Raw genomic sequence first — 12959 nt, 5'->3', positions numbered from 1 at the left:
CCAAGCATACACTTGTACAAAAAGTGCCAAAAGGACGTGGGGGGAAATATGAGACGAATTTGTGTAATCATTACGCTTCTTATTATGTACGCAAGCGTTATGCCGATTCCTACATATGCAAAGATGAACAGTAATGTTAGCGCTCGAAATGCTGTATTAATGGAGCAAAGTTCTGGTCGTGTATTATACGGAAAAGCAGAACATGAGCCACAAAAAATTGCTAGTATAACAAAAATTATGACAGCCTTGTTAGCTGCTGAATCAGGAAAAATGAAAGAAATGGTATCAGTTAGTAATGAAGCAGTCAGGGTGGAAGGATCGGCGATTTATTTAAAACCTGGACAGAAAGTGAAGCTAGAGGATTTAGTATACGGACTTATGCTTAGATCAGGTAATGACGCAGCGCAAGTAATTGCTGAAAATGTAGGAGGGAGTATAGAGGGGTTCGTATATTTAATGAATGAAAAGGCGAAACAAATTGGAATGAAAGATACTCACTTCTCAAATCCTCATGGTTTGGATGGAGATGGCTCTCATTATTCTTCGGCTTATGATATGGCACTGTTAACGAAATATGCAATGGGGAACGAGACCTTTAAGAAAATTTTTGGCACAAAAACGTATAAATCAAATTCATGGGATTATCCGTGGAAAAATAAACATAAGCTTGTGACATCCTATTATGAATTTGCAACAGGTGGGAAAACAGGTTTTACGAAAAAAGCAGGACGAACGCTTGTTACAACGGCATCAAAAGATGGACTAGATTTAATTGTCGTAACTTTGAGTGCTTCTAGTGATTGGGATGATCATATGAATCTATTTGACAAAGGGTTTGAACGTTTTAAGCAAACAAAAGTTTTAGGACAAGGAGCGCTTGCTGAAATAAATGAAAAGAAATATGCCAATCATGTTTATACGAAAAATAGTTTTTCGGTACCGTTAACTGAAGAAGAAAAAAAGAACGTAGTATTAAAAGTTGAACTCGATAAAAGTGCAAAACTTACGGATGGAGTAAAGGTTGGGAAGACGGACATTTATGTTGGTAATGAAAAAGTCGGAGAACGGAATTTATTTTATAGTAAACGGAAGTTAGTAGCTGCAACGGGTATGTACTGGAACAATGTGAAAGAAATTTTTTCTTACATGATAGGTGTTGGGAACGATGGTTAATCTCGTCTGGGCAGCGATGGCGGTCATAGGGATTGTGTATGCCATGATAAACGGAACGATGGAAGAAGTAACGAAAGCTGTATTTGACGGGTCAAAAGATGCGGTAACGATTTGCATAGGACTTATTAGCGTTTTAGTATTTTGGCTTGGCTTAATGAAAATTGCAGAGGAAGCAGGGTTGTTAAAAAAGTTAGTTACACTTTTTATGCCGATAGTAAAAAGGTTGTTTCCAGAAATACCGAAGGATCATCCGTCAATGGGATTTATTCTATCGAATATGATGGCGAACTTTTTTGGACTAGGTAATGCAGCAACCCCTCTTGGTATTAAAGCGATGGAACAACTGAAAGAATTAAATGGAGGAAAGGATTCGGCCAGTCGCTCTATGGTGACGTTTCTAGCATTAAATACATCAGCTATTACTTTAATTCCTACTACCGTCATTTCGATTCGAATGACTTATGAATCAGCAAATCCTACTGAAATTGTTGGGGTAACATTCATTGCACAAGTGCTCTCTATGATTGGGGCAATTTGGATTGACCGCTATTTTTACCGAAGAAGGAGTAGAAAGGGGCGGAAAAAATGAGTATTGTAAATACAATTTCATTATGGGTAATCCCTTGTGTAATTGGTTTTATCCTTTTATATGGCACGATAAAGAAAGTCCCAACGTATGAATCGTTCGTTGAGGGAGGAAAAGAAGGGATTCAAATTGCAGTTTCCATTTTACCGTTTATGGTTGGAATGCTTGTATCCATTTCTATTTTTCGGGCATCAGGTGCTTTAGATGCGATGATATCTGTAATGAAGCCGATGTTAGATTTAATTCATGTCCCAGCAGAAATCGTTCCACTTGCGCTTATACGTCCAATTTCGGGTTCTGCTGGTTTAAGTATTACGACTGATTTAATTGCAACATATGGACCAGATTCGTTTATTGGGAGATTAGCTTCTACGATGCAAGGGAGTACAGATACGACTTTTTATATTTTAACAGTATACTTCGGAGCTGTTGGGATTAGAAAAATGGGGGATGCATTAAAAGTAGGACTTTTTGCAGATTTAATCGGGATTATTTGCTCAATTGTGTTTGTTTCTTTATTGTTTCAGTAATACTATTCATTTTTTAGGCTATTTCGCTTATAATACGTATACGACCACTATTAAGGTGTAGCTTAATAGTGGTTTTTTTATGCAGTATTTTTGACAAAATGATGAACTTTTATTGTGAGAAATATGAAAAATATGGACAATAATAAAGGATAAAAACATGATTTGCCCTTTATATGTTTAATATCATCGCTATGTTGTTTAAGTGAGACGAGGCGAACAGTCGTAAAACGTATGCGGTTGCCAAGTCTTTCTAATGTAAGGTAAGATAAATTCGAGGTGAAAAAAAGAAATGGAACGATTACAAAAAGTGATTGCACAAGCAGGTATTGCATCGAGAAGAAAGGCTGAGGAATTAATTCAGCAAGGAAAAGTGAAAGTTAATGGAAAAATAGTGAAGGAGTTAGGAACAAAAGTAACTCCTCAAGATAAAGTAGAAGTAAATAACATCCCTCTTGAAAAAGAAGAACCTGTTTATTTTTTACTATATAAACCAACTGGCGTAATTTCAAGTGTATCAGATGATAAAGGAAGAAATGTTGTAACAGACTTTTTCCCTGAAATTACACAACGTTTATTCCCAATCGGACGCTTAGATTATGATACGTCTGGCGTATTATTAATGACAAACGATGGGGACTTCGCTAATGTATTAATGCACCCGAGATATAAAGTTGAAAAAACATATGTTGCAAAAATAAAAGGGCCATTAACAGGTGAGAAAATTCGCATGTTAGAACGAGGTGTTACATTAGAAGACGGAAAGACAGCACCAGCAAATGTGAAAATTATTTCTTGGGACAAGCGTAAAGAGATGGCGATTGTACAATTAACAATTCACGAAGGCCGTAACCGTCAAGTACGTCGTATGTTTGAAGCGTTAGACTGTAAAGTAGTGAAATTAAAACGTGAACGTTATGCCTTTTTAGAAGTGGGTAGTTTGCGACCTGGTGATGCAAGAGAATTGACACCACATGAGGTAAAACAATTACGCGCGCTTGCTTCTACAAAGCCAAGATAAGCTATAGAGTTAAAATTTCACCAGTGGAGTGCTCTGCTGGTGATTTATTCAATATAACATTTACAGAAAAGAATACATACCATTTACCGAGGAGAGGGGAGACAAGATGAAGAAAAATCGCTTATTATTTCGTGTTATCATCCTGCTCATTTTAAGCGGTGCTGTAGGATTTACCCTTTATCAAGGGTTTTTCACTGATAAAGAGAAAATGCAAATTGGGAAAGAAGCACCTAATTTTGTTGTGACGGATTTGGAAGGAAAGAAAATTGAATTAAAGGACTTAAAGGGTAAAGGTGTATTTTTAAACTTTTGGGGAACTTGGTGTAAACCTTGTGAAAAAGAAATGCCTTATATGAATGAATTATATCCAAAGTATAAAGAAAAAGGCGTTGAAATTATTGCGTTAGATGCAGATGAAACAGATATTGCTGTTAAGAACTTTGTGAAACAATATGATTTGAAATTCCCAGTTGCCATTGATAAAGGAACAAAAATCATAGGCACATATGGAGTAGGTCCATTACCGACAAGCTTTTTGATTGATAAAGATGGAAAAGTAGTGGAGCAAATTATAGGTGAACAAACGAAAGAACAGTTAGAAGGCTATTTGAAGAAAATTACTCCGTAATAAAGAAAGCCTTTACATAAGAGGTGCATGTCTATAGCGCCTCTGATTTAAAAATTCTGAGTATTGCGGTAACTTGAGGTTAGAATATACAATAGTACATATAGATACAGGGGCGGTGAGAGTGTTGAAAGAAATTAAATGTGAGTGTGGACATGTTAATCCGATAGGAACCATTTTTTGTGAAGCTTGTGGGAAACCATTTGAAAGCAATGAAAATGTAAAACTATTGGATATGCGCTATGAGGGGAGTGCGCGGAGATCTCTCACGCAAACAAAAACGATAGTCGATAAAATTTGGAGCTTTTTCTCTTCTGTAAAAGTAGGTGTATGGCTAATCGTAATAACTTTAGCTGCATCAGCGATAGGAACAATTTTTCCGCAAGAAATGTACATAACGCCAGGAATTGCACCAGCTGAATATTATAAACAGGAATACGGATTTTTAGGGCAATTATACTATCAATTAGGATTTAATAATTTATACGGTTCATGGTGGTACATGATTTTAATTGCTTCTATCGGTACTTCACTTGTGATATGTAGTTTAGACCGTGTTATTCCCCTTTATAAAGCTTTAAAAAAACAAGGGGTAAAAAGACATCCTAGCTTTTTAAAGAGACAAAGATTATACGGGACTGGTACTCCGCAAGATGGTGACTTGGAAAGAGTGCAAAAGAATTTAAAGAAAAGAAACTATAACGTGAAAGTGGAAGACGGAAACGTTTTAGCGGAAAAGGGACGTTTCTCACGTTGGGGTCCATATGTAAATCATATCGGCCTTATTATCTTTTTATTCGGTGCGATGCTTCGTTTTTTACCGAGTATGTACGTAGACGAAGCTCTTTGGTTACGTGATGGTGAAACGAAAGAAGTACCAGGGACGGATGGTCAATACTATTTAAAAAATGAGAAGTTTATAAAAGAAGTTTATGATAAAAGTAAGGATAAGGAAGTTTTTGATGAAGCGATAGACCGTGTTGGGGATAAAATGATTGCGAAAAACTTCCAAACGAATGCAGTATTATATAAAGCGGTAGGCGAAAATATAGCAGGGCAAAAACCGAAATTAGAAAAAGTAAAAGAAGCGGAAATTCGCGTGAATGAGCCATTGAAATTTGATCAATTTGCAGTGTATCAAGTGGATTATAAAGAAAGTGAATTTAAAAGTATGTCCTTCCACTTGCAAAACAAAGAAAATAATCAAAAGTGGGGACCAATTAAAGTAGATTTAGCGAATCCTACAGAAAAATACGATTTAGGAAATGGTTATTCTTTAGAACTATTAAGCTATTTTCCAGATTTTTATTTTGATGAGAATGGAAAACCGAATACAAAAACAAAATTACCAAACAACCCTGCATTCGTATTTAAAATGTTTACGCCTGAGACGCCAGATGGTGAAGTGAGTTTCGTTGGTATTCAGCAAAATATAGAAGCAGATGGAAACAACAAATATAAAATGTCATTTGCAGGTGTTGAAATGCAAAATGCGACAGCTCTAACGGTTAGGAAAGATTTAACGCTTTGGATTCTTGGTATTGGAGGATTTATATTTATGGTTGGTGTCATTCAAGGTATGTATTGGAATCATCGCCGTATTTGGATACAACGTGTTAATGATGAATGGTGGATTGCAGGACATACGAATAAAAATTGGTTCGGTTTAAAGAAAGATATTGAAAGAATACTAGAAGGTACAGCAATTCCACAGCCAAATGATAAAGTAATTGATAAAAAAATTAGTTAAGGTGGGGAAACGATATGGTGCAAATAAGTAGTAACTTTCTCTTTACCGCATTTATTTTATATTTAATAGCAACTCTATTTTTTGGGGGAGCAATTAAAGAAAAGGGTCATAAATGGGCAAATGTAGGAATAACGATTACAATTTTAGGATTTATAGCACAAACAGTATATTTTGTTACAAGGTGGATTGCATCAGGTCATGCGCCAGTTAGTAACTTTTTCGAATTCGGTACGTTTTTCGGTATGATGCTTGTCGGAGCATTTATTGTAATGTATTTTATGTACCGCGTAAGTATAATGGGACTATTTGCATTACCAGTTGCTCTTTTATTAATTGCCTATGCAAGTATGTTCCCGAGGGAAATATCCCCGCTTATCCCATCTTTAAAAAGTAACTGGTTACACATTCACGTGACGACTGCAGCAGCAGGACAAGCAATTTTAGCAATTAGTTTTATTACGGGCGTTATGTATTTATTGAAAAATGTAGATCAATCAACGAGAAGTAAACGTACATTTTGGTTAGAAACGGTAGTGTTCACACTTGTTTGTACAGTTGGATTTATTGCGGTAACGACAGTATTCTCCAGTATGAAATATGAAGCTAAGTTTCAATGGATTGATAAAAATGAACAACAAGTCGAGATGAAGTATAATCTCCCAGCTTTAGTTGGACCACATGAAGGGAAGTTACTGACAGAAAATAAATTAGAACCGACAGTCGAAGTTCCAGCGATTGTAAATGCGAAAAAATTAAATACTGTTATTTGGTCAGTAATAGTTGGAACACTACTTTATGTTGTATTAAGACTTGTTTTACGCAAACGAGTATCAGCGGCACTTCAGCCACTAGTAAAGAATACGAATAGTGATTTACTGGATGAAATCGGATATCGATCTATTGCAATTGGATTCCCAGTTTTCACATTAGGTGCGCTAATTTTTGCGATGATTTGGGCTCAAATAGCATGGACGCGTTTTTGGGGGTGGGATCCGAAAGAGGTTTGGGCACTTATAACGTGGCTCTTTTATGCGGCAGTATTACATTTACGATTATCTAAAGGATGGCATGGGGAAAAATCAGCGTGGCTTGCAGTAATTGGTTTTGCGATCATTATGTTTAACTTTATTGTAGTGAACTTAATCATTGCGGGTTTACATTCATATGCATAGAGAAATAAAATAGGAGAGTGTATGTCACTTTCCTATTTTATTTTTGTCAAATTTTCTTCTTTTTTGAGAAAAACATGACAAAGTAGCGGTTGATTTTGTAAAATGATGTCGAGGACATAATATACTGTTCAAATAAAATACATAGTTTTGGAAAAAAATTGAACAAACTTTATTATTCTTGTGAAGCATAATAGTGGGAAGTGAAACATTTAGAGGAGTGCTTAAATAACCGAGAATAGCGCAACATAATAGTGTAGAAGGGTAGGTGTGAACCGCTGATGTGAAAATATGCAGCGGGTAGAAATGGAAAATGAATTTAGAATTTTAATTGTAGACGATGAGGATCGCATTCGTCGTTTATTGAAAATGTACTTAGAAAGAGAGCAATACACAATTGAGGAAGCAGATAATGGTGATACAGCTTTAGAAATGGCGTTGCAAAATGATTATGATTTAATCTTATTGGATCTTATGATGCCTGGTAAAGATGGTATCGAAGTGTGCAAAGGGGTTCGTGAGAAAAAAGCGACACCAATTATTATGTTGACGGCAAAAGGTGAAGAAGTAAATCGGGTACAAGGATTTGAAGTTGGAACGGATGATTATATTGTAAAACCATTTAGCCCACGTGAAGTAGTGCTTCGTGTGAAAGCGGTGTTACGTCGTGCTGTACCAACAACATTCTTTACACAAGATACAACGACGAAAGATGTTACTGTGTTCCCGCACTTAACAATTGATAACGATGCACATCGTGTTACTGCAGATGGTAATGAAGTGAACTTAACGCCGAAAGAATATGAATTACTATTATTCTTAGCGAAAGCTCCTGATAAGGTATTCGATCGAGAGCAATTGTTGAAAGAAGTATGGCAATATGAATTCTTCGGAGATTTACGTACAGTGGATACGCATGTAAAGCGTTTACGTGAGAAATTAAGTAAAAAATCACCAGATGCTGCGAAGATGATTGTTACCGTTTGGGGCGTGGGTTACAAGTTTGAGGTTGTGAACGACTGATGCTTTGGAGAAGTGTAGTAGGGAAGTTATGGATGACCATATTACTTCTCGTTTCGTTTGTTCTTGGATTTGTTGCGATTTTACTTTCACAGTTTTTTAGAACGTATTATGTTGATATGAGTGAAGCTAGGCTTCAGAAAGTTGCAACAAGTGTTTCAGAGTTAATTGAAGAAGGTGCCGATGTAAAAACGATTGAGAATATCGCGTATAAATTCTCTGACCCACTTTCAAGAATCATTATTGTAGAAGATGGTAAGGAGATTTCATCTTCTCCGAAACAAGAAGGATTAGTTACGCTAACAATAGATGATTTAAAAGAAGATAAAGAATTAGCTGCTGTTTTTAAAGATAAAAAAGAAATTAAAAACAACATAAGAAAAGCTTCTAATAGTAGGAAGAATAAAAATACTGAAAATGATATTATGATTGTCGGAAAACCGGTGCAATCAAAAAATCAAAGTGCAGTGTTCGTATATGAATCTTTACAAGTACCAATACAAGGTATGGAGAGAACGACTGATTTTATTTTCTTATCGGCTGGGATTGCGATTATATTAACAACTTTCTTTGCGTTCTTCTTATCTACTCGAATTACCGCACCGCTTCGTAAAATGCGTGAGGTTGCTTTTGAGGTGGCACGTGGGAAGTTTGATGCAAAGGCCCCTATGGTATCTCAGGATGAAATTGGTGAGCTTGCAACGGCCTTAAATCAAATGGGTAAACAGTTGAAGTTTAATATGAATGCTTTGCAGCAAGAAAAAGAACAGTTAGCTAGTATTTTGAGTAGTATGGCAGATGGAGTTATTACGTTAAATCAAGAAGGTGAAGTCGTAGTTATTAATCCACCGGCTGAAAATTTCTTACAAGTTTGGCAAGAAGAAAAAGAGATAGAGCTAAGTAAAAAACTACCTTCTGAACTTGTGGAACTATTCCATCGCGTTGTAGAAAGTGAGCAACAACAAGTTGTTGAAATTAATTTGCAAAAAGGTAACTACGTAGTTCTTATGACGCCGCTTTACAATCAAACGAAAATTCGTGGGGCTGTAGCAGTGTTGCGTGATATGACGGAAGAACGCCGTCTTGAGAAGATGCGTCAAGACTTTATTGCCAATGTATCACATGAACTTCGTACACCAATGGTCATGCTTCAAGGGTATAGTGAAGCGATTTTAGATGATATTGTGCAAACGAAAGAGGAAATTAATGAGTTTGTTCAAATCATTTATGATGAATCCGTTCGTTTAGGTAAACTTGTAAATGAATTATTAGATTTAGCTCGTATGGAAAGTGGCCACGTAGAGTTACATATTGGTGAAGTAGATATTCATCCATTTGTCGAAAAGATTGGCCGTAAATTCCAAGGGATTGCAAAGGATAAAGAAGTTGAACTAACAGTAGATTTCCAAAATCCAATTGAACAATATCCGTTTGATGCAGACCGTATGGAACAGGTGTTGACGAATTTAATTGATAATGCAATTCGTCATACGAATGCAGGTGGACATGTTGCACTTGTAATTCATACGGAAAATAATGGTCTTACTTTCGAAGTGCAAGATTCAGGTGCTGGTATTCCAGAAGAAGATATTCCATTCTTGTTTGATCGTTTTTACAAAGCTGATAAAGCAAGAACACGCGGGAAAAAGGGTGGAACAGGACTCGGGCTTGCGATTGCTAAAAATATTGTTCAAGGCCATGATGGGAAAATTTCTGTCTCAAGTGTTGTTGGAGAAGGAACTACATTCTCTGTATATTTGCCGAATCGTATAATTTAGATATATGTTTTTAAAGTTAATAATAAATAAAGTTCTACTGTTTTTTATTTTTTTGTAAAATCAATTAAATAAATTATAGTAGAACTTTTTTCTATCTTAGTCGAATTAAGAATATCGAGAGAGGTGCTGTGAAGAAATGAAATTATATACGAAAACAGGAGATAAAGGGAAAACAAGTGTAATAGGTGGCAGGGTGGATAAAGATAATATTCGTGTAGAAGCATATGGCACGATAGATGAGGCGAATTCTCATATTGGATATGCGATGACTAAGCTACAAGGCGGGGCATTTGGAGATGTTTACAATGACCTTGAAAATATTCAACATGAACTATTTGATTGCGGGGGAGATTTGGCGATAGTGGAGGAGAAAATCCCTTATAAAGTAACGATCGAAATGGTCGAAAGCTTGGAAAGAAGGATTGATTTGTATATAGAAGAAGCGCCACCATTAGAACGCTTTATTTTACCAGGTGGTAGCGAGGCATCGGCTACCATTCATATTGCACGTACTGTTGTAAGAAGAGCAGAGCGCTCTATCGTGTCGTTGAAAAAAGAAGTGGAAATAAATGAAGTTGTTCTAAAGTATGTAAATAGATTATCTGATTATTTGTTTGCAGTAGCTAGAGTAATAAATACTCGATTACAAGTAAAAGATGTGGAGTATAACCGTAGCGCATTAGTTTTTCGTGATAAGAAAGAGAAGGAAGTGGAGTAATTCACTTTCTTTTTTGTATACTTTTTTCTGTAATATACCAAAATAGAGAAGGTATGGTGGTAATTAGAAAACGGAGGATGTATATGAAAGTGTTAAAATGTAGCGTCATGTTATTGACTGTACTGTTTTTATCTCAATTACATGTTTACGCAGAAGAAAATCGATGGACATGGCCTGTGGAAGGACAGATAAGTGATTATTTTGGGACAAGGCATGGAAAACACTACGGTATTGATATAGCTGCACCGATCGGAGTACCTGTGGCAGCTATTCAAGATGGTAAGGTGACAAAGTCTTATTATTCAAATAGTTATGGGAACGTTGTATTTATTAAACATGGAGAATATGAGGCTGTGTATGCACATTTAAATAAGAGACACGTAGTTCAAGGGGATTATATTTCAAAAGGAGAAATAATTGGAGAAGTAGGAAACACAGGAGAATCACGAGGTGCACATTTACATTTAGAACTTCATCAAGGAAGATGGACGATGGCGAAAAAGAATGCGATGAATCCATTACTTGTTTTAAATGAACAAAGAAATGAAGTTGTTTCTTCCTCATTATATGTTGTACAAAAAGGGGATACTTTAGTTAATATTGCAAGGAAATTTAGTATGACACTTAAGGAAATAAAAGCAAAAAATGGATTGCAGCAAGAGCGAATTTATCCAAGTCAACAATTATACGTAAAGTAAAGAAGAGCTAGTTTAACTAGCTCTTCTTTTACCAAAAAATAAAGACACATATAAATCCAGAAATAGCTAAGTAGCTATATAAGTAAAAAACTTTTGTTCTTGTTTTTTCTTTTGTTCGAAACAGTACAATAGTCGGTTCAATTAAACCGATTGTCAAACAAAGTAAGCCAAGAAGCATACAACCAATCGAAAGAGAGTACAGGGCGATTTGTGGTGCTTGAAATGGAATCATCCATTTTAATAAAAATGCAATAAGTGCAGTGTAACAAATGCTGCCGATGTATTTATTCAACGGTGTATTAGAACGAAAACCAGGAAGTTTTTTTAAGAAAGAGCGAGAAACAACTTCTGTTTGTAAAGATGTATGCTCTTCGATAATTTTTTGAGCTTCTTTTCCTTTTTGGAAAAGGGATAATATCCAGTTACGCTCACCTTGAAAAATAAATTGAGAAGTTGTCAAATAGTGATCAACCTTCACTTTATTCCAACTCTTCCATGGATGACGCTCGCACAATTTTAATTTACTTTCTGTTTTTTTATCATACTGATAAATACTGATGCCATCTTCATCGAAAGCAGCATAGTATGTCTCGCTTGAGAATGTGCCTAAATCAATTGGACAGTAGAAAAGTAATTCTTTTTTTAAGTAAAAGTATTCTTTTCTTAAGTTTTTTTTCATTGCTTCTCGAATAGAGTGTCTTTTATCTTTCTTCATGACATTTCCTCCATAACTCAGAAAATGTTCTTATCTTAACAATTCAACATCTTATCACTTTTCATTATATATGACTAGGGAATTCAAAAGAGAAATGCCTAATAATAAAAAATATGGGGTGTATTGTAAAATATTTTGCAATTATTAATGGGTTATAAAAAATAAATAACTAATTTTAAATAAGTTACAATTTTTTAGTTCACAATGTTATTAGGTTGTTGTATAATGAAGGGGAAAATAGAATATCGGTCTATCTTCGGGGCAGGGTGAAAATCCCGACCGGCGGTGATGAACTATTTATGATTTCGTTCTAAGCCCGCGAGCCGTTAAGGCAGGATTTGGTGTGATTCCAAAGCCGACAGTATAGTCTGGATGGGAGAAGATGGAGGTTCAAGCGTTCAAAAAAGATAGGAATTTGAACGTCTGTTTGATATGCCTTAAATTCTCCCTTTGTGTAAAACACAAAGGGTTTTTTCATTCTATGAAAAAATAGGCATAGCAGAACCTTTCCACTTTCCATGAGATGATCGATGGAAAAGGAGAGAGAACGATGAAACAAAAAAACAGTGTAGTAAAGATGGTGAGTGTAGCAATGCTAAGTAGTATTGCATATTTACTAATGATGTTGGATTTCCCGTTCCCAGGGCTTCCGCCATTTTTAAAAATTGATTTTAGTGATGTGCCAGCTCTAATTGCTGCAATTATTTTTGGACCAATTGCGGGGATAATTGTAGAGGGAATAAAGAATATTTTACATTACGGGATTCAAGGTAGTTTAGTAGGAGTGCCAGTTGGAGAAATTGCAAACTTTATTGCAGGATGTTTATTTATTGGACCAGCAGCTTTCTTATTTAGAAAGTATCGTACTGTAAAGAGTTTAACGACAGGACTAATGTTAGGGACAATTACAATGGCGCTAATTATGAGTGTATTAAACTATATCATCATATTCCCAGCTTACACTTGGTTTTTAAATGCACCTGCTATGTCTAGTGAGGCTATAAGAACGACTGTTGTAACAGCGATCTTACCGTTTAATTTAATTAAAGGAATTGTAGTAACAATTGTATTTGTAGCATTATTCTCACGCCTGAAAGTATGGGTGTTTGCAAAAATGAAAAATGCATAACATATAAAATAAAACCATTAGTAGTGTGAAACTACTAATGGTTTTTTGAT

The 12959-nt window shown here is 35.6% G+C and carries 13 protein-coding genes and 1 riboswitch; of the genes, 12 read left to right on the top strand and 1 reads right to left on the bottom strand.

What is annotated here, in order from left to right; all coding sequences use genetic code 11:
- Positions 1-48: 48 nt before the first annotated feature.
- The 11 genes from dacB (at position 49) to A6J74_RS09410 (ending at position 11065) form a co-directional block, all read left to right on the top strand.
- The gene (gene dacB, locus A6J74_RS09460; RefSeq protein ID WP_001252633.1) at positions 49-1173 is read left to right on the top strand and encodes a D-alanyl-D-alanine carboxypeptidase DacB; all 1125 of its coding nucleotides are present in this window, start codon (positions 49-51) and stop codon (positions 1171-1173) included.
- Positions 1166-1762 (top strand): spore maturation protein SpmA, encoded by a 597-nt coding sequence (gene spmA / locus A6J74_RS09455; RefSeq protein ID WP_000247802.1) that lies wholly within the window; start codon positions 1166-1168, stop codon positions 1760-1762. Before dacB ends, spmA begins: the two co-directional genes overlap by 8 nt.
- Entirely contained in the window at positions 1759-2289 is a 531-nt protein-coding gene (gene spmB / locus A6J74_RS09450) for a spore maturation protein SpmB (protein ID WP_000029515.1), read from the top strand. The genes spmA and spmB overlap by 4 nt, the downstream gene beginning before the upstream one ends.
- 289 nt (positions 2290-2578) lie before the next feature.
- Entirely contained in the window at positions 2579-3307 is a 729-nt protein-coding gene (gene rluB, locus A6J74_RS09445; protein ID WP_000440550.1) for a 23S rRNA pseudouridine(2605) synthase RluB, read from the top strand.
- A 106-nt stretch (positions 3308-3413) separates the two neighbouring features.
- Complete coding sequence (gene resA / locus A6J74_RS09440) at positions 3414-3935, top strand: thiol-disulfide oxidoreductase ResA (RefSeq protein ID WP_000742208.1); 522 nt, start codon at positions 3414-3416, stop codon at positions 3933-3935.
- 121 nt (positions 3936-4056) lie between these two features.
- Positions 4057-5682, top strand: coding sequence for a cytochrome c biogenesis protein ResB (resB, locus tag A6J74_RS09435; RefSeq protein WP_000910514.1), 1626 nt, complete (start codon positions 4057-4059; stop codon positions 5680-5682).
- Positions 5683-5696: 14 nt separating this feature from the next.
- Positions 5697-6854, top strand: a complete 1158-nt coding sequence (resC, locus tag A6J74_RS09430) for a cytochrome c biogenesis protein ResC (protein WP_000250098.1) — start codon at positions 5697-5699, stop codon at positions 6852-6854.
- Between the two features lie 303 nt (positions 6855-7157).
- A complete protein-coding gene (gene resD, locus A6J74_RS09425) occupies positions 7158-7874 on the top strand; it encodes a DNA-binding response regulator ResD (protein ID WP_000426665.1) in 717 nt (238 codons plus the stop codon).
- Positions 7874-9649: a sensor histidine kinase ResE gene (gene resE, locus A6J74_RS09420; protein WP_000964657.1), complete on the top strand. Its 1776-nt coding sequence runs from the start codon at positions 7874-7876 to the stop codon at positions 9647-9649. Before resD ends, resE begins: the two co-directional genes overlap by 1 nt.
- Before the next feature lie 136 nt (positions 9650-9785).
- Entirely contained in the window at positions 9786-10367 is a 582-nt protein-coding gene (locus A6J74_RS09415) for a cob(I)yrinic acid a,c-diamide adenosyltransferase (protein ID WP_000781257.1), read from the top strand.
- Between the two features lie 83 nt (positions 10368-10450).
- Entirely contained in the window at positions 10451-11065 is a 615-nt protein-coding gene (locus tag A6J74_RS09410) for a peptidoglycan DD-metalloendopeptidase family protein (protein WP_000866136.1), read from the top strand.
- A gap of 28 nt (positions 11066-11093) precedes the next feature.
- On the opposite strand, the gene A6J74_RS09405 is transcribed toward A6J74_RS09410, so the two are convergent.
- Positions 11094-11780, bottom strand: a complete 687-nt coding sequence (locus A6J74_RS09405; RefSeq protein WP_000710843.1) for a hypothetical protein — start codon at positions 11778-11780, stop codon at positions 11094-11096.
- Between the two features lie 248 nt (positions 11781-12028).
- Positions 12029-12168, top strand: a riboswitch (FMN riboswitch).
- Positions 12169-12330: 162 nt separating this feature from the next.
- On the opposite strand from A6J74_RS09405, the gene A6J74_RS09400 reads away from it, so the two are divergent.
- Positions 12331-12909: an ECF transporter S component gene (locus A6J74_RS09400; protein WP_000810844.1), complete on the top strand. Its 579-nt coding sequence runs from the start codon at positions 12331-12333 to the stop codon at positions 12907-12909.
- Positions 12910-12959 lie beyond the last annotated feature (50 nt).

Source organism: Bacillus sp. FDAARGOS_235 (assembly GCF_002073415.2).
GTDB classification, from domain to species: Bacteria; Bacillota; Bacilli; order Bacillales; family Bacillaceae_G; genus Bacillus_A; species Bacillus_A toyonensis.
The sequence above is the reverse complement of the archived record's forward strand: the minus strand, read 5'-3'. Positions and strand labels throughout refer to the sequence as shown.

Bases quoted from the DNA above. Each gene is read 5' to 3' on its own strand.
- dacB (WP_001252633.1), top strand. From the start codon at position 49: ATGAGACGAATTTGTGTAATCATTACGCTTCTTATTATGTACGCAAGC.
- spmA (WP_000247802.1), top strand. From the start codon at position 1,166: ATGGTTAATCTCGTCTGGGCAGCGATGGCGGTCATAGGGATTGTGTAT.
- spmB (WP_000029515.1), top strand. From the start codon at position 1,759: ATGAGTATTGTAAATACAATTTCATTATGGGTAATCCCTTGTGTAATT.
- rluB (WP_000440550.1), top strand. From the start codon at position 2,579: ATGGAACGATTACAAAAAGTGATTGCACAAGCAGGTATTGCATCGAGA.
- resA (WP_000742208.1), top strand. From the start codon at position 3,414: ATGAAGAAAAATCGCTTATTATTTCGTGTTATCATCCTGCTCATTTTA.
- resC (WP_000250098.1), top strand. From the start codon at position 5,697: ATGGTGCAAATAAGTAGTAACTTTCTCTTTACCGCATTTATTTTATAT.
- resD (WP_000426665.1), top strand. From the start codon at position 7,158: ATGGAAAATGAATTTAGAATTTTAATTGTAGACGATGAGGATCGCATT.
- resE (WP_000964657.1), top strand. From the start codon at position 7,874: ATGCTTTGGAGAAGTGTAGTAGGGAAGTTATGGATGACCATATTACTT.
- A6J74_RS09415 (WP_000781257.1), top strand. From the start codon at position 9,786: ATGAAATTATATACGAAAACAGGAGATAAAGGGAAAACAAGTGTAATA.
- A6J74_RS09410 (WP_000866136.1), top strand. From the start codon at position 10,451: ATGAAAGTGTTAAAATGTAGCGTCATGTTATTGACTGTACTGTTTTTA.
- A6J74_RS09405 (WP_000710843.1), bottom strand. From the start codon at position 11,780: ATGAAGAAAGATAAAAGACACTCTATTCGAGAAGCAATGAAAAAAAAC.
- A6J74_RS09400 (WP_000810844.1), top strand. From the start codon at position 12,331: ATGAAACAAAAAAACAGTGTAGTAAAGATGGTGAGTGTAGCAATGCTA.